This is a genomic window from Pantoea sp. SS70, from assembly GCF_029866845.1.
Lineage (GTDB): Bacteria > Pseudomonadota > Gammaproteobacteria > Enterobacterales > Enterobacteriaceae > Pantoea > Pantoea leporis.
Map to the genome: position 1 here is coordinate 2,008,840 of NZ_CP117199.1, position 21,702 is coordinate 2,030,541.

The 21,702-nt window shown below is 57.2% G+C and carries 21 protein-coding genes; 11 read left to right on the forward strand and 10 right to left on the reverse strand.

Annotated features, from left to right (window positions below; genetic code table 11):
- Positions 1–3 precede the first annotated feature (3 nt).
- From PO881_RS09365 to PO881_RS09380, 4 genes are all read left to right on the forward strand, one after another.
- On the forward strand, positions 4–777 hold the full coding sequence (locus PO881_RS09365) for a triose-phosphate isomerase family protein (RefSeq protein WP_101764429.1): 774 nt from the start codon (positions 4–6) through the stop codon (positions 775–777).
- Positions 777–1,586 (forward strand): TIM barrel protein, encoded by an 810-nt coding sequence (locus tag PO881_RS09370; protein WP_210080639.1) that lies wholly within the window; start codon positions 777–779, stop codon positions 1,584–1,586. Before PO881_RS09365 ends, PO881_RS09370 begins: the two co-directional genes overlap by 1 nt.
- Before the next feature lie 4 nt (positions 1,587–1,590).
- Positions 1,591–2,448, forward strand: a complete 858-nt coding sequence (locus tag PO881_RS09375) for a phosphogluconate dehydrogenase C-terminal domain-containing protein (protein WP_280172821.1) — start codon at positions 1,591–1,593, stop codon at positions 2,446–2,448.
- 193 nt (positions 2,449–2,641) lie between these two features.
- Entirely contained in the window at positions 2,642–3,616 is a 975-nt protein-coding gene (locus tag PO881_RS09380; protein ID WP_008104043.1) for a sugar-binding transcriptional regulator, read from the forward strand.
- A 197-nt stretch (positions 3,617–3,813) separates the two neighbouring features.
- Here PO881_RS09380 and PO881_RS09385 read toward each other — a convergent pair whose 3' ends face one another.
- Complete coding sequence (locus PO881_RS09385; protein ID WP_280172822.1) at positions 3,814–4,731, reverse strand: nucleotidyl transferase AbiEii/AbiGii toxin family protein; 918 nt, start codon at positions 4,729–4,731, stop codon at positions 3,814–3,816.
- A gap of 3 nt (positions 4,732–4,734) precedes the next feature.
- Positions 4,735–5,508, reverse strand: a complete 774-nt coding sequence (locus tag PO881_RS09390; protein WP_280172823.1) for a type IV toxin-antitoxin system AbiEi family antitoxin — start codon at positions 5,506–5,508, stop codon at positions 4,735–4,737.
- A gap of 246 nt (positions 5,509–5,754) precedes the next feature.
- On the opposite strand from PO881_RS09390, the gene PO881_RS09395 reads away from it, so the two are divergent.
- Positions 5,755–7,362: an ABC transporter ATP-binding protein gene (locus PO881_RS09395; protein ID WP_280172824.1), complete on the forward strand. Its 1,608-nt coding sequence runs from the start codon at positions 5,755–5,757 to the stop codon at positions 7,360–7,362.
- Here PO881_RS09395 and PO881_RS09400 read toward each other — a convergent pair.
- The 7 genes from PO881_RS09400 to PO881_RS09430 are packed head-to-tail and all read right to left on the reverse strand — an operon-like array spanning position 7,348 to position 14,800.
- Positions 7,348–8,166, reverse strand: a complete 819-nt coding sequence (locus PO881_RS09400; protein WP_280172825.1) for a rhodanese-like domain-containing protein — start codon at positions 8,164–8,166, stop codon at positions 7,348–7,350. The genes PO881_RS09395 and PO881_RS09400 overlap by 15 nt on opposite strands.
- A complete protein-coding gene (locus PO881_RS09405) occupies positions 8,156–9,139 on the reverse strand; it encodes an ornithine cyclodeaminase (protein WP_280172826.1) in 984 nt (327 codons plus the stop codon). The genes PO881_RS09400 and PO881_RS09405 overlap by 11 nt, the downstream gene beginning before the upstream one ends.
- A complete protein-coding gene (locus tag PO881_RS09410; protein ID WP_222182024.1) occupies positions 9,139–10,137 on the reverse strand; it encodes a D-cysteine desulfhydrase family protein in 999 nt (332 codons plus the stop codon). Before PO881_RS09410 ends, PO881_RS09405 begins: the two co-directional genes overlap by 1 nt.
- Positions 10,137–11,540 carry a M20/M25/M40 family metallo-hydrolase gene (locus PO881_RS09415; RefSeq protein ID WP_280172827.1) on the reverse strand — a complete coding sequence of 468 codons (1,404 nt, stop codon included), beginning with the start codon at positions 11,538–11,540 and terminating at the stop codon, positions 10,137–10,139. The genes PO881_RS09410 and PO881_RS09415 overlap by 1 nt, the downstream gene beginning before the upstream one ends.
- Positions 11,537–12,451, reverse strand: coding sequence for an ABC transporter permease (locus PO881_RS09420; RefSeq protein ID WP_280172828.1), 915 nt, complete (start codon positions 12,449–12,451; stop codon positions 11,537–11,539). Before PO881_RS09420 ends, PO881_RS09415 begins: the two co-directional genes overlap by 4 nt.
- A gap of 1 nt (position 12,452) precedes the next feature.
- Positions 12,453–13,313, reverse strand: coding sequence for an ABC transporter permease (locus PO881_RS09425; protein ID WP_101764420.1), 861 nt, complete (start codon positions 13,311–13,313; stop codon positions 12,453–12,455).
- Positions 13,310–14,800 (reverse strand): ABC transporter substrate-binding protein, encoded by a 1,491-nt coding sequence (locus tag PO881_RS09430; protein ID WP_280172829.1) that lies wholly within the window; start codon positions 14,798–14,800, stop codon positions 13,310–13,312. Before PO881_RS09430 ends, PO881_RS09425 begins: the two co-directional genes overlap by 4 nt.
- 168 nt (positions 14,801–14,968) lie before the next feature.
- Here PO881_RS09430 and PO881_RS09435 point away from each other — a divergent pair, with 168 nt between their 5' ends.
- The 6 genes from PO881_RS09435 to PO881_RS09460 all read left to right on the forward strand — a co-directional run bounded on the left by PO881_RS09435 (position 14,969) and on the right by PO881_RS09460 (position 20,879).
- Positions 14,969–15,631, forward strand: coding sequence for a GntR family transcriptional regulator (locus PO881_RS09435; protein WP_101764418.1), 663 nt, complete (start codon positions 14,969–14,971; stop codon positions 15,629–15,631).
- Positions 15,632–15,793: 162 nt separating this feature from the next.
- Positions 15,794–16,894, forward strand: a complete 1,101-nt coding sequence (locus tag PO881_RS09440) for an ABC transporter ATP-binding protein (RefSeq protein WP_192411850.1) — start codon at positions 15,794–15,796, stop codon at positions 16,892–16,894.
- A gap of 27 nt (positions 16,895–16,921) precedes the next feature.
- On the forward strand, positions 16,922–18,196 hold the full coding sequence (locus tag PO881_RS09445; protein ID WP_280172830.1) for an ABC transporter substrate-binding protein: 1,275 nt from the start codon (positions 16,922–16,924) through the stop codon (positions 18,194–18,196).
- Positions 18,196–19,110 carry a sugar ABC transporter permease gene (locus tag PO881_RS09450; RefSeq protein ID WP_192411848.1) on the forward strand — a complete coding sequence of 305 codons (915 nt, stop codon included), beginning with the start codon at positions 18,196–18,198 and terminating at the stop codon, positions 19,108–19,110. Before PO881_RS09445 ends, PO881_RS09450 begins: the two co-directional genes overlap by 1 nt.
- On the forward strand, positions 19,107–19,925 hold the full coding sequence (locus PO881_RS09455; protein WP_280172831.1) for a carbohydrate ABC transporter permease: 819 nt from the start codon (positions 19,107–19,109) through the stop codon (positions 19,923–19,925). Before PO881_RS09450 ends, PO881_RS09455 begins: the two co-directional genes overlap by 4 nt.
- Before the next feature lie 12 nt (positions 19,926–19,937).
- Positions 19,938–20,879: a metallophosphoesterase gene (locus PO881_RS09460; RefSeq protein WP_280172832.1), complete on the forward strand. Its 942-nt coding sequence runs from the start codon at positions 19,938–19,940 to the stop codon at positions 20,877–20,879.
- Here PO881_RS09460 and PO881_RS09465 read toward each other — a convergent pair.
- Positions 20,849–21,586: an HPP family protein gene (locus PO881_RS09465; RefSeq protein ID WP_280172833.1), complete on the reverse strand. Its 738-nt coding sequence runs from the start codon at positions 21,584–21,586 to the stop codon at positions 20,849–20,851. The two genes, PO881_RS09460 and PO881_RS09465, sit on opposite strands and share 31 nt — an antisense overlap.
- Positions 21,587–21,702: the final 116 nt, after the last annotated feature.

Consider the following 21,702-nt stretch of genomic DNA (forward strand, 5'->3'; position numbering starts at 1 on the left):
AGCATGTCTCAGCCAAAAATCTGGCTCGGCGTCAGTTTAAAAATGTACTTCGGCTATCAGCAAACCTTGCAATGGTGTCGTGATGTAGCGGCATTAGCCGACCATGCTGCGGTGAAAAACGGCGACGTGGGCTTGTTTGTGTTACCGGCTTATCCGGCGATTCCGGCGGTTGCAGCCATCTTCGCTGACACGCCGGTGCGCTTCGGCGCTCAGGATGTTTGCCAGGCCGAGAACGGAGCCTGGACCGGTGAAGTCAGCGCCAGTATGTTGCAGGAGTTGGGCTGCTCGCTGGCCGAAATTGGCCACGCTGAGCGCCGTCGTCATTTTCACGAAGACAAAGTGCAAATTGCCGCCAAAGTGGCGATGTCGCTGCGTCACGGCATCACGCCGGTGCTGTGCATCGGTGAAGAAGTGCAGGCAGAACCGCAGCAGGCAATCGCGCTGTGTCAGCAGCAGCTGGCCGAAGCGCTGGCCGAGTCTGCGCAGCAGGGCTTAAAGGGCGAGGTGTTCTTTGCCTACGAACCGCAGTGGGCGATTGGTGCGCCGCAACCGGCACCGGACAGCTACATCCGCGCCGTGTGCGCCGGATTGCAGCAGCTCGCCACGCCGCCCGGCATCACCCTGAAAATCATTTACGGCGGCAGTGCCGGTCCGGGACTGATTCAGCGCCTTGGCGCGGACGTAAATGGCCTGTTTCTGGGGCGCTTTGCCCACGATCCCAAAGCGTTGGCACAAATTATTGATGAAGCCAGTGAGCTGGCTCAGGAGCGCCGTTAATGAGCCGTATCGGACTCAGTACCTACGCCTTTTTCTGGCGCATGTCATCGAAAGTCCCTCATCCGCTGACGCTGGAGCAGATGCTGCAACAGACCGCCGAACTGGATGTGTCGGTGTTTCAAATCTGCGATTACCCGGCGATTGAAAGCTGGACTGACGCACAGCTGCTGACGCTGCGTCAGCAGGCTGATGCGCTCGGCATCACGCTGGAACTCGGCACGCGCGGCCTCGGCACTGCGCATCTGCGTCGTTATCTGCACATGGCGGAGATCCTTGATGCGCGCGTCATACGCTCGATGTTCTACACCGCCGATCACCGCCCCACGCTTGACGAAGCCGCCGAGCTGATTGGCGCAGTGTTGCCGGATTTTGCCCGCCAGCAGGTGCGTCTCTGTCTGGAGACATACGAGCAGGTGAACAGCGGCGCGATGATGTCAGTGATCAACAAGTTCCTGTCTCCGTGGCTCGGCGTGTGTCTCGACCCCGCCAACTGTGTCGCCGGACTCGAACTGCCAGAGCAGGTGATTGCCAACACCGCCGCGCGCGTCGGCAATCTGCACATCAAAGACTTTGCCTTCACGCGCCGTGATGGCTGGATCGGCTTTACCTTCGCCGGCTGCCCGATGGGCGAAGGCTTGCTGGATTACGACCGGATGATCGCCAGCGTGCGCCCGGCGGATAAAGGCATTAACCAAATCGTCGAACATTGGTTGCCGTGGCAAGACGATGCCGCTGTAACCTGCGAGCGAGAAGCCGAATGGACTCGCCGCACCGTTGAATTCTTACGTAGTAAACAAGATCAGGAGTAACAACATGAGCGTGCAACTGAAAACCATCACCGTGATTGGCGCGGGCGGCAAAATGGGTATGCGTATTTCTGCAAACTTCCAGAAAAGCGATTACCAGGTGTTTTACTGTGAGAACTCCCCCAAGGCGCAAGAGCAGGTGAGCGCGCAGGGGCGCGAACTTTCTGATGCCGCCTCCGTGGTGCCATTGAGCGACGTGGTGATTCTTGCTGTGCCGGATATCTTGCTGGGCAAAGTGTCTGAAGGCGTGGTGCCACAGATGAAACCGGGCGCGATTCTGCTGACGCTGGATCCGGCGGCGGCCTACGCCAATCTGATCGCCCATCGTGATGGCATTGAATACGCGGTGGCGCATCCTTGCCATCCGTCGGTATTCCTTGAGCGTTACACCAAAGAAGAACATGCCGATGCCTTCGGTGGTATCGCGGCGATTCAGCACGTGGCGGCTTCCTATGAAACTGGTTCTGATGAGCAGAAAGCCGAGCTGAGCAAGGTGATCAGCGTGATGTACGGCCCGGTGGAGCAGGTGCATTGGGTCACCGTGACGCAGCTGGCGTATCTGGAACCGACGCTGGTGGAAACCGTAGCCTGCATGGTGGGTGCGTTTATGAAAGAGGCGCTGGATGAAACCGTGAAGCACAGCGGCGTGCCGGAAGAAGCGGCTAAAGCGATGTTGTACGGCCATATTCAGATCGCGCTCGCCGTGGCGTTCCGCGCGACCAACCCGTTCTCGGATGCCTGCATGATCGCCATGGAGTACGGTCGTGAGAAGATTGTGAAACCTGACTGGAAACAGATCTTCGATCAGAAAGAGCTGGATATCGTGATTGCCCGTATGCTGAAAATCGACGCCATCAAGCGCTAAGCGTGACGCTCGATCGACTCGCGGCGCTGTGGTCTGGCGAAGCGAGTCGTATCAATGATATAACTCCCTGCCAAAGTCAGATCTCGCCCCATTTTGTAGGGTCGCCATTTATGTTGACCTGGTGCGCGTCAATTCGCACCCTACATGGCGTGGTCGCAACATCTTCATATAACACCCAAAAGACAGGTTACGGATGGAAAAAAACACGCTTTCTCAGGACTCCGAGCTGCTGACGGAAATAGCTGTCGCCTATTATCAGGACGAAATCACCCAGGAGGAGATTGCGCGTAAGTTTGGTATTTCCCGCATTAAAGTCGGCCGGTTGCTCAAACGCGCGCGCGAAGAGGGCATCGTCGAAATCAACGTGCGTTACCATCCCGTCTTCAGCACCCGCCTCGAACAACAGCTGCAAAATCGCTTCCCACAGCTGCAACGTGCGCTGATAGCGCTCGATCAGCCCGATCAGGAAGAGCAGCGACGTCAGGTCGCCGCGCTGGTGTCGTCACATTTAGCGCAGTCGCTGAAAGACGACGCCATTGTTGCCGTTGGGCAAGGACGCAACGTGGCCGCTGTCGCCGATTATCCCGGCCAGGTGCCGACACGTAATTGTCTGTTTATCAGCGGTATTGGCGGCACGCATCGTCCCGGTGATGCCATTAACGCCGACCATATCAGCCGTCGTCTGGCGAAGAAGTTCGGCGGCATCAGCGAAACGCTTTACGCGCCCGCTTATGTTGAGAACCGCGCGTTGCGCGATGCGTTTATGCAAAACGGCACCATCAAAGAGACGCTGGACCGCGCGCGTAAAGCCGACGTGGCGCTGGTGGGCATCGGCGACATGAACGAAAACAGCTATATGGTGAAACTCGGCTGGTTCACACCGCACGAAATCATCGACGCCAGCGTTAATCAGGGCGTGACGGGCGATGTCGCCGGCTACGACTTTTTTAATTCGCAGGGCCAGCACGTGGATACCGTGATGAACGATCGCGTCATTGGGCTGAGCATTGATGAACTCCGCAAGATTCCCTGCGTGATTGCCATTGCCGCAGAAAATACCAAAGCGATGGCGATTCTCGGCGCACTGCGCACTGGCGCGATCGATATTATCGCCACCACCGCGCAGAACATCCGCACCATTCTGAGTTTGTCGCAGGAGAAAGTTTAGTTAAACGGCCAACCATTGTTATGAGGCGATTAACAACGGTCTGCTCGATGTCGGCTATATGCCTGACTATCATCCAGAACCGACGTCTGCGCTGGCGTATGACTTAGATTAACCGCGAATTTAATGATGGTCAGTCGTAAGGATCAATGCAGCGGCGCGGTGTTAGCGTATCTTACTACCGCGCATGAAGCCTAATGCTAAATAATTTTCAAAACGCTCTTCAATTTATTAACTGCCGCCACATGTTTGGATTTTGGCATATTCGCTAAATTTTGCAGTTTCCAGCGAACGGCAGGAAGTTGATCGATATTCGATAACTCAAGAAGCGACCAATCGGGTTGGCCATTTTTGAAAGAGAGGAGAAACTTACGCTCTTTATCTGTAATTGCAGCATTAATCGTTTCAATTAAATGACGTCTGGCTGCTTCAAGTTCCTGCAGAGGCACATCTATCTCCGCCATGTTACGAAATTCGCCATCATAGATGCCTGAAATGTCTTTTAACTGTGGTTGCAGCAGTTCAGAAAGCGGGCGAGGGTGTCTGATCAAATAAACCAGTAATGCTTTGCGGAGCGCCTCCGTTAAGCCTTCATTTTCGAGCAGGAATTTGACATCGAACAAGTCTCTGGGATGCTGACGATCAAGTGCTGCACAAATCTTTCCTGCATACAGGTCGGCGAATGAAACGACGTTGGTTTCACTAAAACCAAACTCATCTTCAACCAATTCACAGACCTGCATTATTCTGGATTCATATACGGTTCCCCGTAACACCGGCGATAACTCAATTTTAATTTGCACGCCTGCATGATTCACGATCAGTCGCAATGCATCATTTTTATCTTCATAAGAACGAATAAAGTTGCTGCCGACCAGCTTGGTGCTTATTTCTTCAGCAATTTCATCAAGTGCCCTTTTTATCGCGGCTAATGCTGCGATGCGATTTAATGCTGGTAAAAACACGAGATCGATATCCACAGATAAACGAGGTAATTCCCGGATGAAAAGATTGATGGCTGTTCCACCTTTTAAGGCGAAGCAGTTATGCAGAGAGACCAATGGCAGAATTTGCAGCAGCAGTTGTACCTGCCGATAATAGATACTCGTTCTGTCCATCGATCACATCTCCTTTGGCACTGTAATGTTCCACTTATTATCAAGTCGGCCAGCTTTGGCAAGTTCACGTTTTCCGCTGCCAAAATCATATGCCTCCGGATGCAGGTGTTTAAGCCAGGCATGATTATGTCTTTCCGCCAGCCACATAAATAATCGCTTTGCTTTAATACTGGAGCAGGCTCGCAAAAGTGCGCCTATTTTACGCGGTGACAGCGTTGAGAGTCCTTGCATAAGTTGATCGGCATGTTCAAAGCTGATCGTTTTGGGTACGTCGTTTAACACTTCCAGCATGGCTTTTTCGGGTCCGGAATAGTGCAAGGCTGGCAAAGAGTCATGCCACACCTCTTCGCGGAGGAATTTCTTCTCATGCATGAGTGATTCTGGCCAGATTTTACGCGTACTGTGGTAATCAAAATGCGTATTGATGCCGAGTTTGTTTAACCAGGTCGGCATCGGCGCCGCCGAGTAGAGCTGAACACTGGCTAACTTGCCACGCGACTGATAGTGCGCCAAACCGTCTAACTCCAGAGCGGTTAATCCGCCGACATGAACCGGATGTTCCTGCATTCTTTGCAACGAAGTCACCACGCCTTTCCACAGTAGAGGTGCAGGTTCACGCATATAAACACCGGGTTTAAGCGATATCAACGTGCCGCTCTTCACTGCATTATCAATGAAGTGCGGGTTTAATTCGTTCTCCTGCAGCCATGTTTTCGTCGCGATTAAGCCAGCAGGAATCAAGCTTCTCAGCCGCTTTCTACTTTCAGCATTCAGCATAAGCCACCCGTTTGCGAATCATGTAACTGGCGGCGATTATTGCCGTCGATATGAAATAATATAAACCAATGATACAAAAAAGTTTATCATTTTACGATTCAACGGCAATCATCGCCGTTAATACGGAATATTTTAAACTTAATGAACAGCCTTATTCCGCCACGCGCAGTGCCATAACTTAACGGTCTTGTTCGTGCTATGTTCAGGATATATCCTGTATTTTTCCTTGTTGAGAATCCCTGCCTGATGACTAACGCGCGCTTGCTCTCGGTTGAAAATCTCTCGCTGCACACTCACGATCAGCGCTTGCTGGTGGATAACATCTCTTTTCATCTCGATCGCAAGGAAATCCTGGCGTTAGTTGGCGAATCGGGATCTGGCAAAACCTTGACCTCGCTGGCGCTGATGAGTTTGTTGCCGGCGGGCGTGCAGCAGAGTGGCGGCCGCGTGGTGTTCAATGGCGAGCCGCTGGATGCGCGCACAACCCAGCAATTGCGTGGTTGCCGCATCGCCACGGTGTTTCAGGAGCCGATGACCAGCATGAATCCCACGCTGCGTATTGGTGAACAGATTGCCGAAGTGCTGGTGCGGCATCGTCAGTTTGGCTGGAAACAGGCGCAGCAGGAAGCGATAGCGCTGCTGGATCGCGTCGGCATCGTCAATCCGGCGCAGCGCGCGCGGCAGTATATCCATCAGCTGTCGGGTGGCATGCGGCAACGGGTGATGATCGCCAGCGCCATCAGCGGTCAACCGGAGTTATTGATTGCCGATGAGCCGACCACCGCGCTGGACGTTACTATTCAGGCGCAGATTCTGGCACTGTTGCAGGAGTTGCAGCAGGAGATGGGCATGGGGATCTTGTTGATCACCCACGATCTCTCGGTGGTGGCGCGCTACGCCGACCGCGTCTGCGTGATGCAGCAAGGGCAGCTGGTTGAGCAGGGCGCGGTGCTGAGTACGCTCGGCGCGCCAACGCATCCTTACACGCGCAAATTGATTGCTGCTTCGGCAGCGCAAATCCCCGAGGCGACTGCGCCGGTTGCCCAGCCGCCGCTGCTGGTGCTGCGCGACATCAGTAAAAGCTATCCGCTGCCGCGCCGCATGCCGCTGTGGCCGGCCAAACGGCAAAGCGTGTTGCATCCGGCGAATCTGTCGATTGCGCAGGGCGAAATTGTCGGACTGATTGGCGAATCCGGCTCCGGTAAAACCACATTGGGCAGCGCGGCGATTGGCCTGATTACGGCGGATGGCGGCGAAGTGCATTTTCAGGGGCAGCATTTGCAAGGACGTCAGCTGCATAGCTTACGTCGCCACACGCAGATTATTTTCCAGGATCCTTATGCCAGCCTGAATCCGAAAATCCCGGTTGGTGAGCAGATCGCCGAACCGCTGCGAGTCTGGCAACTGCGCAAAGGCGCGGCGGTGGATGCGCGAGTCAAAGAGCTGCTGGCGTTGGTGGGATTGAAAGCCGAACATGCCACCCGTCTGCCGGGCGCGTTCTCGGGCGGCCAGCGTCAGCGTATTGCCATTGCACGCGCGCTGGCGATGGAGCCGAAGCTGCTGGTGGCGGATGAAGCGGTAGCGGCGCTGGATTTATCGGTGCGCGGGCAGATTCTGGCGCTGTTTAATACGCTGCGCCACAAGCTGGGATTATCGGTGCTGTTTATCAGCCACGATCTCGGCGCGGTGCGTCAGTTGTGCGATCGCGTGGTGGTGATGTATCACGGCAGGATTGTGGAGTCCGGCGCGACCGCCAGCGTGATTAACCATCCACAGGACAATTACACCCGCCAACTGCTCGCCGCTGCGCCGGACGTGCAGCAGGCGCTGGCGCTGCGATCAGCTGCCGTGTAACAGCGGCAGTTCGTGGTGCTCGGCCCATTCGTGCCAGGAACCGACGTACACCGAAACATGGGGATAGCCCGCCAGTTTTAACGCCGCCAACACCGTGGCGGCGCGGGCACCACGATGGCAATAAACCTGCAACTTCGCGTTTTTACTCAGTCCTGCCGCCGCGGCGCGTGCGGCAATCTGCGGCGCTGATAAGAAATGGCCGTTGGCGATGACATCTTCCCAGAACAGTAGCTGAGAATGCGGAATCCGTCCCGCGCGCTGACAGCAGGCATGCGCAAAGCTGCCGTCAAACTCGCTGGGGCGACGGGCATCCACGTTGATCACCGCCACGCCATCTGCTGCCAACACCTGTTCCCGGCTGCACACCAGCTCGCGATTCCACGTGGGTGCGTTGGCTGCCGGTGGATGCGCCACGGTGCGGCTTAATCCCAATCCCGGCGCGAGTTCATAGCCTGCCGCAATCCACGCATCCACGCCGCCATCCAGAATCAGCGCATCATCACGCTTGAGTAGCCATGCGAACCAGGCGCCGCGCGGCGAACGCATGCCGACCTGCTGCTCGAAAAACACCGGCGTGGCGTTGGGATACGCGGTAAACATCGGCTGCAGCGCGGTGGCGGCTTCGGCTGCCATCACCGCTAAACCTGTCTCGCTGCAATCCTCAATAAAATAGTCGTAGACGTTACAGTGCTGCGCGCCAGGCAAGGTGGCGCGTTGCCAGTCGGCAAATTCGCGGACATCGATCAGCAGAAACGCTTCGCCGTGCGCCTGGCGCTGATGCAGTGAAAGCACATCAATGATCATGCAGAACTCCTGAAAACAGCGACTGCAACGAACCGAGCTCGTCGTGCTCGGCGGCCTGCAACACGCGGGCGGCGAGGGCGATATCAAACACGTTGAGGCCAAATGAGGAGAAATAGACGCTGTCATCGGGCTGTGGACGCCAGTGATCCAGCAGTAGCGCGGCGAGATCGGCCGCCACATCCTGCTCAGCAAACTCCCCGGCGCGGAACATCTGGAACAGGCTTTTGGCGCTGCGCTGGGAAAAATCGCCCCACGCATCCACCACCACCTTGCTGCTGGCTTTGATGGCGGCAAAACTTACTTCGTGACAACCGACCTGCAAAATGATCCTGCCGGGACGTACCGCTGCGGCGTCGACAATCGGCTGGTCGGCGCTGGTACAGGTCAGCACGGCGTCATAAGGCTGCGCCAGAGCGAGCGGCAGATCGGTTTCGATCTGCACTTCGCGCAACGCACTGAGTTTAAAAGGGGAGCGATTCCACACGCCAATCTGTTCCAGCTGCGGAAACAGCTGCTGCAGCATGCGTAGATGCGCCTGAGCATGTAAACCGGCGCCGAGCAGCAGCACGCGTTTTACCGGACGCGGTGCGGCCAGCTGTAACGCCAGTGCGCTCACCGCCGCAGTGCGCGCCGCGGTGAGTGCCCCGCTGGCCAGCAAGCCGCGCGGAATGCCGCTCTGCGCATCGTTAATCAGGGTCAAGGCTAGGGCGGCGGGCAACGCATCCGGTCGCTGTGGACGATGTGCCGTCCACTTCACGCCTGCGGCATTGTAGCTACCGCCGACGCGCGCCGGTAAGGCATACGCTTTACCGAGCGGCGTACCGAGATCGATGTGATTTTCGGCGGGCATCTGCGCTTCGCCAAGACGCATCAGCTGAATCACTGCTTTGACGTCTTCCAGCGCCAAAGCGATATCCCCGCCGCCTAATTGCGCGACGGTGGCTTCATCCAGTACACGCAACAAGGCTTCCATTACTGCTCCAGCAGGCGATCGGCGAAGGGATAGAGCGCCGGAGAACCGCCACAATGCACGAAGGTCACGCGCGATCCCTGCGGAATGCGCCCTTGCTCGACCAGCGAGAACAGGCCGTGCATCGCTTTACCGGTGTAAACCGGATCCAGCAGCACGCCTTCCAGTTGGGCGAGTTGATAGATGGCAGCGATGCCGCCGTCCGATGGCACGCCGTACGCCTGACCGACATAACCATCCTCAATCCAGATATCCTCCGGCTGCCACTGCTGCGGCCATTGCAGCAGATCGGCACAATCCTGCGCCATGCCGGCAATGCGTGGCTGGAACCAGTCGGCTTTGGCGCTGACGCTCACGCCAATCACCCGGGTATTAGGCCAATAGCGACGCGTGCCCACATGCAATCCCGCCAGTGTGCCGCCGGAACCGGTGGGCGCGACGATGAAATCGGGTGCGGGCGTCTGGCTGGGTGCCAGCTGCGCTGCTATCTCTTCCACTGCGCGTACATAACCCAATGCGCCGAGTGGTGTTGCGCCACCCAGCGGAATAATCATGGGGGTTTCACCTTGCGCGAGAGCCGCATCCGCGTGCGCCTGCATCGCACCTTCAATCTGGCTGAAATAGCCGTCGGGATCGAGGAACTGCACCTCGGCCCCGAACAGCTTATCCAGCAGCAGATTCCCCTGCCAGCTTGCGGGCGGATTGCCCCGCAGCACCAGCACCGGACGCATACCAAACTTGCGTGCGGCGGCAGCCACCATGCGGGCGTGGTTCGACTGATGCCCGCCGGTGGTGATCACCACATTCACGCCTGTTTTGCAGGCCTCCGCCATCAGATACTCCAGCTTGCGGACTTTGTTGCCGCCGCCGCCGAAGCCACTGTAGTCATCACGTTTGATCGTCAGCGTAATCCCAAGTGCCTCACTGAGCCGCGGCAGCGGCTCGTGAGGAGTGGGGAAGAAGCCGAGCGGAACGCGTTCAAACTCTTCTACTGATTTCATTATTTACAACCTTTATTTTTGTGTACTGCGGTGTTTCCCTGGTGTGGCGCGACCCGGCCAATGGCCGAATCATTGAATGCGTTGAGCCATAAGCTCATGGATTGCTGGAAGCGTTCGAGTCCCGCCAGCGTGACAAACTCATTGACGGCGTGCGCGTTGCCGCCGTGGCCTAATCCGCCAATCAGAAAGGCGGGCGCGACGGCCGCGAAAGCGTAGGCGGGCGCACAGCCCGGCGCCCACGGCCAGATTTGCGGTGCCGCACCCAGCGTTTGATAGCTGGCGATCAGGGCATCGATGCCGCTGGCGCTGCGGCTAAAGCGCACGCCGGGATAGCGATCAAACAGGTGCAGCTCGCTGCCGGCTAAATCGGGTTGTGCCAGCCGCTGCTGCACGTCGGCAATCATCGCGTCCTGATCGAAACCTGGCGGGATGCGAAACGCCAGTTCCGCGCTGGCACGGAACGGGATGACGCCGCGTCCGCCCGGCGGATCGCTGTGCAGTTCGGCCAGCGTTAACACCGCGCTGCCGAGCAGCGTTTGCAGGCAGCTCAGCGTATCGCCGGCGATCATCAGGCGCTGGCTGCGACGGAACTGCAGTTCGTCATCGATGCTGAATTCGGCGGCTAAGGTCGCCAATAATTGATTCGCCTCATCGTCCGTGGCGTGACACGCCAATACGCCGCTGTGTTCTGCTGGCGCGATGGCATCTAATGCCTGTACTAAACGCCAAGCCGGATTGGCGATCCAACCGGCATTGCTGGCATGAATCGCGGAGGACGGTCCGCCCCATGCGCCGCCGGTGACGCTGAGGCGTCCGCTGGCCAGTCCGGTAAAGCCGAGGTAGACGCGCGGTGCGCCGCCACCGTATTCGCACAGTGACGGAAACAGCACGGCTTCAGCGGGAGCAATCGGGCAAGGCTGTTGCGCCAGATAACGCCGCAGCGCGCCGCTGCCCACTTCCTCTTCGCCTTCGAGCAGGATTTCAATATTAAAATCGAGCTGCTGGCTCTGCTGCAGTTCACGTAGCAGAATCAGCAGGGCGGCGACCGGGCCTTTGTTGTTCTCTGCACCGCGTCCAACAAATACCGCGCCAACATCTTCCCAGTAACACACGCCACCGACAAACGGCGCCACATCCCAGCCGGCATCATCCGCAGGCATTACGTCATACATGTTGTACAGCACCACGGTTTTGCTGCTGCCGTTATCGATGCGTACATGGACCAGTGGCGGGACATCATCGGTTTGAGACGCCACCGGATAGACGATCGCGGCATTCAGCTGCGCCACCATCCACTGTTCCAGCCAGGCGGCCAACCCGCGCTGCGAGGATAACTGACCGGCCACGCTTGGCCAGTGCGTCAGTTCACTCAGCAGTTCAAGCGTGGCGTCAAGGCGACTCATAAACGAATCCTCGGGTTCAGCACCAGATAGAGCAGGTCGATCAGCAAATTGATCGCCACAAACACCACGGCGGCGAGCAACACAATCGCCTGCACCAGCGGGAAATCGCGGTTTTGAATCGCCTGAATCGCCAGACGACCAATGCCGGGCCAGGCAAAAATAATCTCGGTTACCAGTGCGCCGCCGAGCAGCGAGGCGAAATACATGCCTTGCACGGTGATCACCGGTATCAGTGCGTTACGCAAACCGTGGCGTACCACGATGCGCCAGGCGCTGAGCCCTTTGGCGCGCGCGGTGCGGATATAATCCTGTTGCAGCACATCCAGCAGGCTGGCGCGCGTCAGGCGTGCCACGGCGCTCATGTAAAACGCACCCAGACTGAGCGCCGGCATTACCAGCGCGGCGAAAGTGCCGTAACCGCTGGAGGGCAGCCACTGTAACTTCAGGCTGAACAGCAGAATCAGCAGCAGCCCGAGCCAGAACACCGGAATCGCCTGGCCGGAGAAGGCCAGCATACGGCATAACAAATCCCACAGGCTGTGCGGCCGCAGGGCGCTGATAATGCCGAGCAGCAGACCGAGCAGCGAACTCCATGCCAGCGCACTCACCGCCAGCAGCGCCGTCGCCGGCAGACGTTCGGCAATCAACGCTAATACCGGCTGGCTGTAGCGCAGCGATTCACCAAAATCCCCGTGCAGTACGCCGCCAAGATAGTGGCTGTATTGCCACAGCAGCGGACGATCAAAGCCCATGCTATGACGAAAAGTATCGATCTCCTGCTGGCTGGAGCCGGGCGGCATCATCAGCGCCGCCGGATCGCCCGTCATGTGCAGGCTAAAGAAAATCAGCAGCGACACGCCGAGCAGCACTAATACCGATTGGCCAAGGCGATTGAGCAGAATGTTCAGCATCTTAATCCAGCCTTGTGTGCGTGCGACGTAGCAGCGCATCGCCGAGCAGGTTGCAGCCAATCACCAGCGCCGCAATCACCAAACCGGGATAGAGCACCAGCCATTGCGACAGCAGCATGTAAGAGCGACCTTCGCCAATCAGGTTGCCCAGCGTTGGCGTGGGTGGCTGAATGCCCATGCCGAGAAAACCCACTGAGGCTTCGAGCACGATCAGGCGTGGGATATCCAGCGTTAGCAACACCACCAGCGGCGTCAGCAGATTAGGCAGGATATGCCGTAGCAGTATGCGCAGCGGCGAAAAGCCCATGGCGCGCACCGCCTGAATATATTCCAGTTCCCGAATCTCTAAGGTTTTGGCGCGCGCCACGCGGGCATAAATCGCCCAGCTGGTGCAGCCCATAATCACAATGATGTTGGTCAGTGACGCGCCCATCAGCGCAATCACCAGCAGAATCAACAGAATAAACGGTACCGCCAGCTGGATGTCGATCAGTCGCATGATCAGCGCATCAACCCAACCGCCGGCGTAACCGGCGATCATACCGAGCGCGACGCCAATCACCGCGCCAATCGCCGCCGCGACCAACACCACCAGCAGCGACAAGCGCGTGCCGGAGAGAATGCGCGCCAGCAGATCGCGGCCCAGTTGATCGGTGCCGAGCCAATGCGTAGCTTGCGCACCGGGCGAACCCGGCGGCAGGAACATCTCATTGAGATTGTTACTTAAGGCATCGGGCAACGGCAGCCACGGAGAGAGCAGCGCCGCGGCAATCACCACGATCAGCAAAAGGCTGCCGATCACCGCATCGCCGTAAATCAGGCGGCGCGGACGGCGCTGCAGCACGGTGCCCGGTGAAATCATTTCAGCCTCAGATCAAACAGCGGGATGCGGGCATCGACGCGGCCTTTGAAGTTGAGCGACGTGCTGTGCGCATACAAGGTATCTTCACGGTACAGCGGCAGCAGCGGCTGTTGTTCCGCGACGCGTTGCTGAATCTGCTCTAGCACTTTTTTGCGCGCAACGGGATCGACAATCTGACGGCTTTGGTCGAGCAGCTTATCCAGCTCTGCATCATGCACGGTGGAATAGGGCTCGCCGCTGCGCAGGATGGGGAACAGCGCGGCATCGGCATCCAGCGTCTGCGTGGATCCCCACGCCAGCATATACATCGGAGCCTGTTTCTGGGACGCGACCTGCTGGGTGTAAACCGACCATTCCGGCACCTCCAGCTCGGCTTTCACGCCAATGGCGGCTAAATCCTGCACGATGGCTTGCGCCACATCGGCGCTGGCAATATAGCGGCGCGGCGCCTGGAAGCGCAGGGTAAAGCCGTTTGCGTAACCGGCTGCAGCCAGCAGCGACTTGGCTTTCGCCACATCCTGCGCGGTGGCCGGAACCGCCAGATAACCAAAGTCATTGGCTCCGGCCATGGTGCCGGTTGGCGTGCCAAAGCCGTGCAGCAGCTGTTGGGTATAAGCCTGACGGTTCAACGCCAGCGAAAGCGCCTGACGGACGCGCACATCACTCAGCGGTTTCTCATCATCTTTAAGGCCGAGATAGATCGTCAGTCCGCCGCCTTTCACCTGTTCCAGTTCGACGTTGGGGCGATTTTTCAGCGCGGGCACTAAATCAGCAGGCACGCTTTCAATCAGCTGCACTTCACCGGTCAGCAGTGCGGTGAGGCGTGCGGTGGCTTCGGGAATCGGACGCCAGGTAACGCGATCAATCGCCGGTTTGCCGCGCCAGTAAGTTTCATTGGCGACCATCACCACTTTTTCATCCGGGATAAAGCTATCAAGCTTGTAAGCGCCGCTGCCTACCGGTTTGCGTGCGAACTCGCTGGCGCCGACTTTCTTCACGTACGCTGGCGGCACAATGTAAGCCGGGTAGCGGCTCATGCGCGTGGGCAGCAGAGGATCCGGGCCGTTGGTGTGGATCTGCACCTGATAGTCGTTGATCACGTCCACCGATTTGATGGTGCGGATATAGGAAATCGTCGGTGCGTGATTGGCGGGGTCTAAAATACGTTCGATGGAGAACTTCACCGCTTCGGCGTTCACCGGCTCGCCATCGGTAAATTTCACGCCCTGGCGCAGGGTAAATTGCCAGGTGGTGTCGTTAATCGCTTTCCACTCAGTGGCTAAGCCCGGCTGTAATGACATGTCATCGGCGCGGCGCACTAAGGTATCGAAGAGGTTGTCGACTAAGGTGGCAGATTCTTTAAGAAAGCCGGGATCCATCGCCGTGGCAGACGTGGGTTGGCCAATGGTCAATTCCGCTGCCTGTACGGCTGGCATCAGAGCAAATAGCAACGCGGTGGTGGCAAACTTCACTGCAGGTAATCTCATAACGTTTCCCAAAATTGCCAACGGCAAGGTAGTGAAAAGAGTGGATACTGCCAGAATCAAGACTGTGCTTATTTGTAATACATGATATATCCTATAATCTGGCAAGTTGGCAATAAAACATTAAAAATAACTTACCATTTGCGAAATTCAGTAGAAGGCCCTCAACGTATGATCGAAATGGATAAAGCGCAGCGCATGAGTTTGACCGCGCAGGTGGAATCGTCACTGCGCAGCGCGCTGATTGTTGGCAAGTTAAAACCTGGCGCACGGCTGGTGACGCGCGATTTGGCGGCTCAATTGGGTACCAGCATCACGCCGGTGCGTGAAGCCTTGTTGCGACTGGTTTCTGCCGGAGCATTAGACGCCACGCCAGCTGCGGCGTTTCTGGTCCCGGAAATGACGCGCCAGCGCTTTGATGAGATTACGCTGATTCGTAAGCAGCTTGAAGGTTTAGCGGTGAGGGCGGCGACGCCATTTTTGGGAAAAAAACAGATTTCCGAACTGAAAAAACTCTGCGCGCGCTTTATGCAAGCCAAACAAAGCGGTGATGCCGAGGCGGCGTTAGAAGCCAATCGCGCGTTCCGTTTTACGCTCTATGGCTATGCGCAAATGCCAACGCTGGAGGCACTGATCGAACAGCTTTGGGTGCAGATCGGTCCGTGCTTTAACTATCTCTATCCGCAGCCGGCCGAGGTGGTGAATGGGCATCATAACTATGATCACCTGCTGGAAGCGTTACAGGCCGGCGATGCGGTCACCAGTGAAAAGATATTGATGAAAGCGATTGATGATGGGGCTGCGATTTTGCATCAGCACTATTTCAATCAGTAAAAAGCAAAAGAGCGCGTGAACCTTGCCGCTACTAAGCGTGCAATTATTTGTAGCGGCGTAATGCATTGCGCATCTGATTAACCGCGCGGTCACCGCAATGACATAAAACCTTCATTTCCTTCCGCTAGCTTACCGCCATTCTGATTTCTGGATTGCGGATGCATGAGCCACCTTTCGCTTCACCACATCACTAAAGCCTGGGGCGAGAAAACCGCCCTGGACGACATCAGCTTCGACGCGGCAGAAGGCGCGTTTGTCGCGCTGCTCGGTCCATCGGGCTGCGGTAAATCGACGCTGCTGCGTACCATCGCCGGACTGGAAACAGCCGATCGCGGGGCGATCCACTTTAATCATGCCGATATCACCCATCTGCCGCCGTCGCAGCGCAAGCTATCGATGGTGTTTCAATCTTACGCGCTGTTTCCCCACCTCAACGTGCGCGAAAACCTGCTGTTTGGTTTGAAAGCGCGCGGCGAGGAGAAACTGTCGTTTGCTGCACGCCTGGATAATGTCAGCAAGCTAATGGAGCTGGATAAGCTGCTGGATCGTTTGCCATCGCAGCTCTCCGGCGGACAACAGCAGCGCGTGGCGCTGGGCCGTGCGGTGATCGCCAATAACACGCTGTGTTTAATGGATGAGCCGCTGTCGAACCTCGACGCCAGGCTGCGGCAAAGCATGCGCCGTGAAATCCGCGCGCTGCAGAAAAAACTCGGTTTGACCATGCTGTACGTCACGCACGATCAGACTGAAGCGATGAGCATGGCCGACAGCATTATCCTGCTCAACGATGGCCACATTGAACAGCACGGCACGCCAGACGATCTCTACAACAATCCCGCCAGCGTGTTTGCCGCACAGTTCATTGGCGCACCGCCGATGAACATCCTGCCGCTGCAGCGCAATGGCGCGCATCACTATCTGCTGCATCTCACCGCGCCGGTAGTGGAATACCGCGACGCGCCGCTGAGCCTTGGATTGCGTGCCGAAGATATCCAGCCGATCGCTGCAGAACAGGCGGCGCTGACCGCGCGGGTGATCGGTTCTGAATATATGGGCGCTGATACCTTGCTGGTGTGCCTGCTTGCTGGCATCAGCGAACCGCTGACCATTAAAGTGCCGGGCATGCAGCGCTTCACCGATGGCAGTGAGGTGGGATTGCAGTGGTCCGCCGCGCGGCAATATCTGTTTCATCGCGAGAGCGGTAAGCGCTGCGTGCCAGCCGAACAACAGATGTTTGCTTCACAGAAAAAATACGCCGTTTAACCGTTGTCATTTGCCCAAGGGAAAATCATGTCTGCGATTCGTTATTCACGTCTTTCTGCATTAGTTCTCGCCGTCACCACCTCAGCTTTTGCGGCTGAACCGGTCAAGCTGCAAATGTATTACCCGATCGCGGTGGGCGGCAAAGTAAGCCACACCGTAGATTCGCTGGTGGCGGATTTCCAGAAAGTGCATCCGGACGTGAGCATTCAGCCGGTGTATACCGGTGACTACGCCACCACCGTGACCAAAGCGCTGACCGCCTTTCGGGGTGGCAACGCGCCGCAGCTGGCAGTGATCGGTGATATCGAAGCGTATTCACTGATTGATGCCGGTGCGATTGTGGCGGCCAGCGATTTAGCGCAGGGCGAGGAAGGCAAAAAATGGATCGACGGTTTCTATCCGGCCTTTCTGCGTCACATTGACGGCAAAGTGTGGGGCGTACCGTTCCAGCGTTCAACCGTGGTGATGTACTGGAACAAACGGGCGTTTGAGAAAGCCGGTTTGAATGCCGATACGCCACCGGCCAACTGGCAGCAGGTGGTCGAGTTCAGTAAGAAACTCACGATCAAAGATGCCAACGGCGTCAGCCAATGGGGCATTGAGATTCCGTCCACGCCAAACGGTTACTGGAACTTCCAGGGTTTGTCCGCCACCAACGGCGGTCGTCTTGATAACGGCAAAGGTACAGCGGTGCACTTCAACACACCGGGCAACGTGGAAACGCTGCAGTGGCTGACCGATCTCGGCCAGAAAGAGGACGTGTCGCCAAAGGGTGCCATTGCGTGGGGCACCACGCCGCAGGACTTCATCAGCGGCAAAACTGCCATGATGGTGACCACCACCGGCAACCTGACCAACGTGCGTGATAACGCGAAATTCCCGTTCGGTGTGGCGATGCTGCCGGAGAAAACCCAGCGCGGCAGCCCAACCGGCGGCGGTAACCTGTATGTCTTCAAAAATGCCTCACCAGAACAGCAGAAAGCGGCGATGGAGTTTATCCGTTGGGTAACCTCACCCGAGCAGGCGGCGCGCTGGAGTATCGCCACCGGTTATGTAGCGACCTCTCCGGCGGCATGGGATACCACGGTGATGAAGGATTACGTTAAAGAGGTTCCTCAGGCATTGGTGGCGCGTGAACAGCTGAAGTATGCGCAGCCAGAACTCTCGACTTACAACAGCGTGCAGATTCAGGATGCGCTCAATCACGCGGTAGAAGCGGCGGTGACGCAGGCGAAAACGCCAGCCGAAGCGCTGGAAGACGCGCAGAAGCAAGCCGATCGTCTGCTGAAGTCTTATCAATAATGACGAGCACGATTCTCACCGTTGCGCCGGTTCGGCGGCCCCGGTTATGGTCGATGCAGCTGTATGGCTACCTGCTGATTTTACCGGCACTGAGTTTTTTACTGCTGTTTACGCACTATCCGGCGGTTGCGACCGTATGGGAAAGCCTGTTCAGCGCAGCACGTAACGGTCGTCCAGCCCATTTTGTTGGGCTGGATAACTATCTTGCGCTGCTGGATGACGACATCTTCATTCAGTCGCTGTGGAATAACCTGCTGTATGCGTTGATCACCATTCCGCTGGCGGTAACGCTGGCGCTGCTGATGGCGCTGGCGGTCAATCGTCACATGCGTGCCAATGCGCTGGTGCGCACTGCGTTCTTTATACCTTCGCTGCTGCCGATGATCGCCATCGCCAATCTGTGGCTGTTCTTCTACACGCCGCAGCTGGGTTTGCTGAATAAGCTGCTGGCGCTGTTTTCGCTGCCAGCGATGAACTGGCTCGGCGAACCGGGTAGCGCCTTGTACTGTTTGATGGCGGTATCGGTATGGCGCGAAGCGGGCTTCTTTATGATCTTTTATCTCGCCGCTTTGCAGCAGATCGATCCGCGCCTCAGCGAAGCCGCGCAGATAGAAGGGGCGTCGCGCCGCTATTTCTTCCGCCGCGTGCAGTGGCCGCTGCTGATGCCCACCACGCTGTTTGTGCTGATCAATGCCTCGATGAATGCGTTTCGCATCGTCGATCAGGTGATCGCGATGACCAACGGCGGGCCGAATAACAGCAGTAGCCTGCTGCTGTTCTACATCTATCGCACTGCCTTCAGCTTCTGGGATATGCCCGCCGCAGCGGCAATGACGGTGGTACTGCTAGTGATCCTCGCCGCGATTGCACTGCTTAAATTCAACCTGCTGGACAAGCGAGCCCATTACCAATGAAGCCGACAATCACGTTTGGTCGCCTGTGTCTGAATATGGGCATTGGGCTTGCCGCGTTGCTGTGGTTTTTACCGATTCTGGTGGCGATCTGGGTGGCGATTCATCCGGCATCCGATCAGGCGGGCTTTTCGCTTTTTTCGCCGCTGACCTTACAGAACTTCGTTAATGCCTGGCACGCCGCGCCCTTTGGTCGCTACTTCCTCAATACCAGCTTGCTGGTGCTGATGATTGTGGTGGTGCAGCTGATTCTGGCGACCATGGCCGCTTACGCGTTAGTGCGCTTCCGCCTGAAATTTTCCGGCGCGATCTTCGCGCTGATCCTGCTGCAGCTGATGATCAGCCCCGACGTGCTGATTCTGAATAACTACAAAACCATCGGCGCGCTGGGTTTCCGCGATACGCTGACCGGCATCGCGCTGCCGTATTTCTCCTCGGCCTTCGCCATCTTTCTGCTACGCCAGACCTTTAAAAGTATTCCGCTGGTATTGGAAGAGGCGGCGATTGTGGAAGGTGCCAGCCGCTTTTACATTCTGCGCAAGATTTACATCCCGCTGGCGAAGCCGATCTATGTGGCGTTTGCGCTGGTGTCGATCAGCTTCCACTGGAATGATTTCCTCTGGCCGCTGGTGATTACCGATTCGGTCAACGTGCGGCCGCTCACCGTGGGCCTGCAACTGTTCTCGGCGCCGGAGCAGGGCGTGCAATGGGCATTGATTGGCGCTGCTACGTTAATGACCACCTTGCCGCTGTTGGTGCTGTTCCTGATTTTCCAGCGTCAGTTTATTCAATCTTTTATGCGTGCTGGTATTCGCTAAGGAGTGCTTTTCGTGTCTTATCCGCATCCGCTGACTGAACTGCAGCGTGAACTGCTGGGCGATGTCGCCGAGCTCTATGCCTTGCCCGATGTGCGTTCCGCGTCGCTGAGCAGCACGCTGCGTTTTGGTTTGATTGCCGATCCGCAATATGCCGACATCGACGCCGATATGGCGAAAAATCTCTACTATCGTCACGCGCTGCATAAGCTGCCGCAGGCGATTGCGGTGTTGAATCAGCAGCCGCTGGATTTTGTCGTTACGCTGGGGGATTTAGTCGATCGCGACTGGAACAGCTACGCGGCGATATTGCCGATTTACGATCGCCTCGAACATCCACATGCGGTGGTGCTGGGTAATCACGATGCGCAGACCATCGCGCAGCATCTCAACGAAGCCGCTGCGCTACCCAAAAGCTATTACGCCTTTGGGCTGCAGGGCTGGCGTTTTATTGTTTATGACGGCAACGACATCAGCCTCTATTGCAACACGCAGAACGGTGACGATCGCAAGCAGGCGGAGGCGATGCTGGTGGACCTCACCGCGCGCCAGCAGCCGCAGGCGAAACCCTGGAACGGTGCGGTAGGAACGCAGCAACTGGCGTGGATTGAGCAGCAGTTGCAGCAAGCCCAGCAGCAAGGGGAGAAAGTGGTGGTGTTTGGGCATTATCCGCTGGCGCCGCATAACAGCCACAACTTACTCAACGGCAGCGCGCTGGCAGAGCTGCTTTCTAGTTACAACATACAATGCTGTTTCTCTGGGCACGATCATCGCGGCGGCTTTGCGCGCATCGGTCAAACAGGCTTCTATACGCTCAAAGGGATGCTGGATGGGGCAGAAGAGGTGCCGTTTGCGGTGGTTGAAATTGAGGGCGATGAAGTCATCGTGAAAGAATATGGTGTCGAGTCGCCATTTATGGCGACCACTCATGATGATGCCGGCATCTGCCCGCGCTGACGAAGAGTCGCAATCTCTTCGGCGCGTTGCAGCAACTGCTGCAAATCATCCTCATCGATATCCAGCACTTCACCGCTCTCCAGCGCCAGATGCAGATCTTCACGCGTAATCGCTACGTCGATCACCACAGGCGGCGCTTTGGTTTCCGCTGCCGCCAGCGGATGCGGGTAACGGCGTCCGGCGAGATTGTTAAACAGCAACGCCAGCAGCGCGAGACACACCGAGTTCAACAGCACCGGCGTCAGAATAAAGTGGTAACCCAGTTGCTGGACGCCGTTACCGCCCAAAATTGCGGTCAGCGCCACCGCGCCGCTCGGTGGATGCAAACAGCGCAGTTGAAACATCAACGCAATCGTCACACAGGCCGCGATGCCGCACGCCAGCGCGGGATGGGAAACCCACAGCGCGGTGGTGACGCCAACAACGCCCGCCACCAGATTGCCGCCGACAATTGACCACGGCTGCGCCAGCGGGCTGTTCGGCAGACCAAACAGCAATACCGCTGAAGCGCCCATCGGCGCGACAAACCACAGATTCACTTCACCGAGCAGCCAGTGGCTGGTCAGGCTGGTCATCATTAAACCCAATCCCGCGCCAATGCTGGCGATGACCATCTGCTTTCTGCCTCCCGGTAACGGATGAGGCCAAAGGCGGGCCAGAAAGGTGCGCACGGAGGTTATCCACGTCACCGATGGCTGATTTGTCATGAGGGAATCACTCTGTCATAAGAAAAAACGATGGGTGCGAATTGTCGCTGATCGATCCGCAGACAACAACCACATTGTTAGTGTGCTGTTATATCGTGGTAAGAGAAATGCTGATG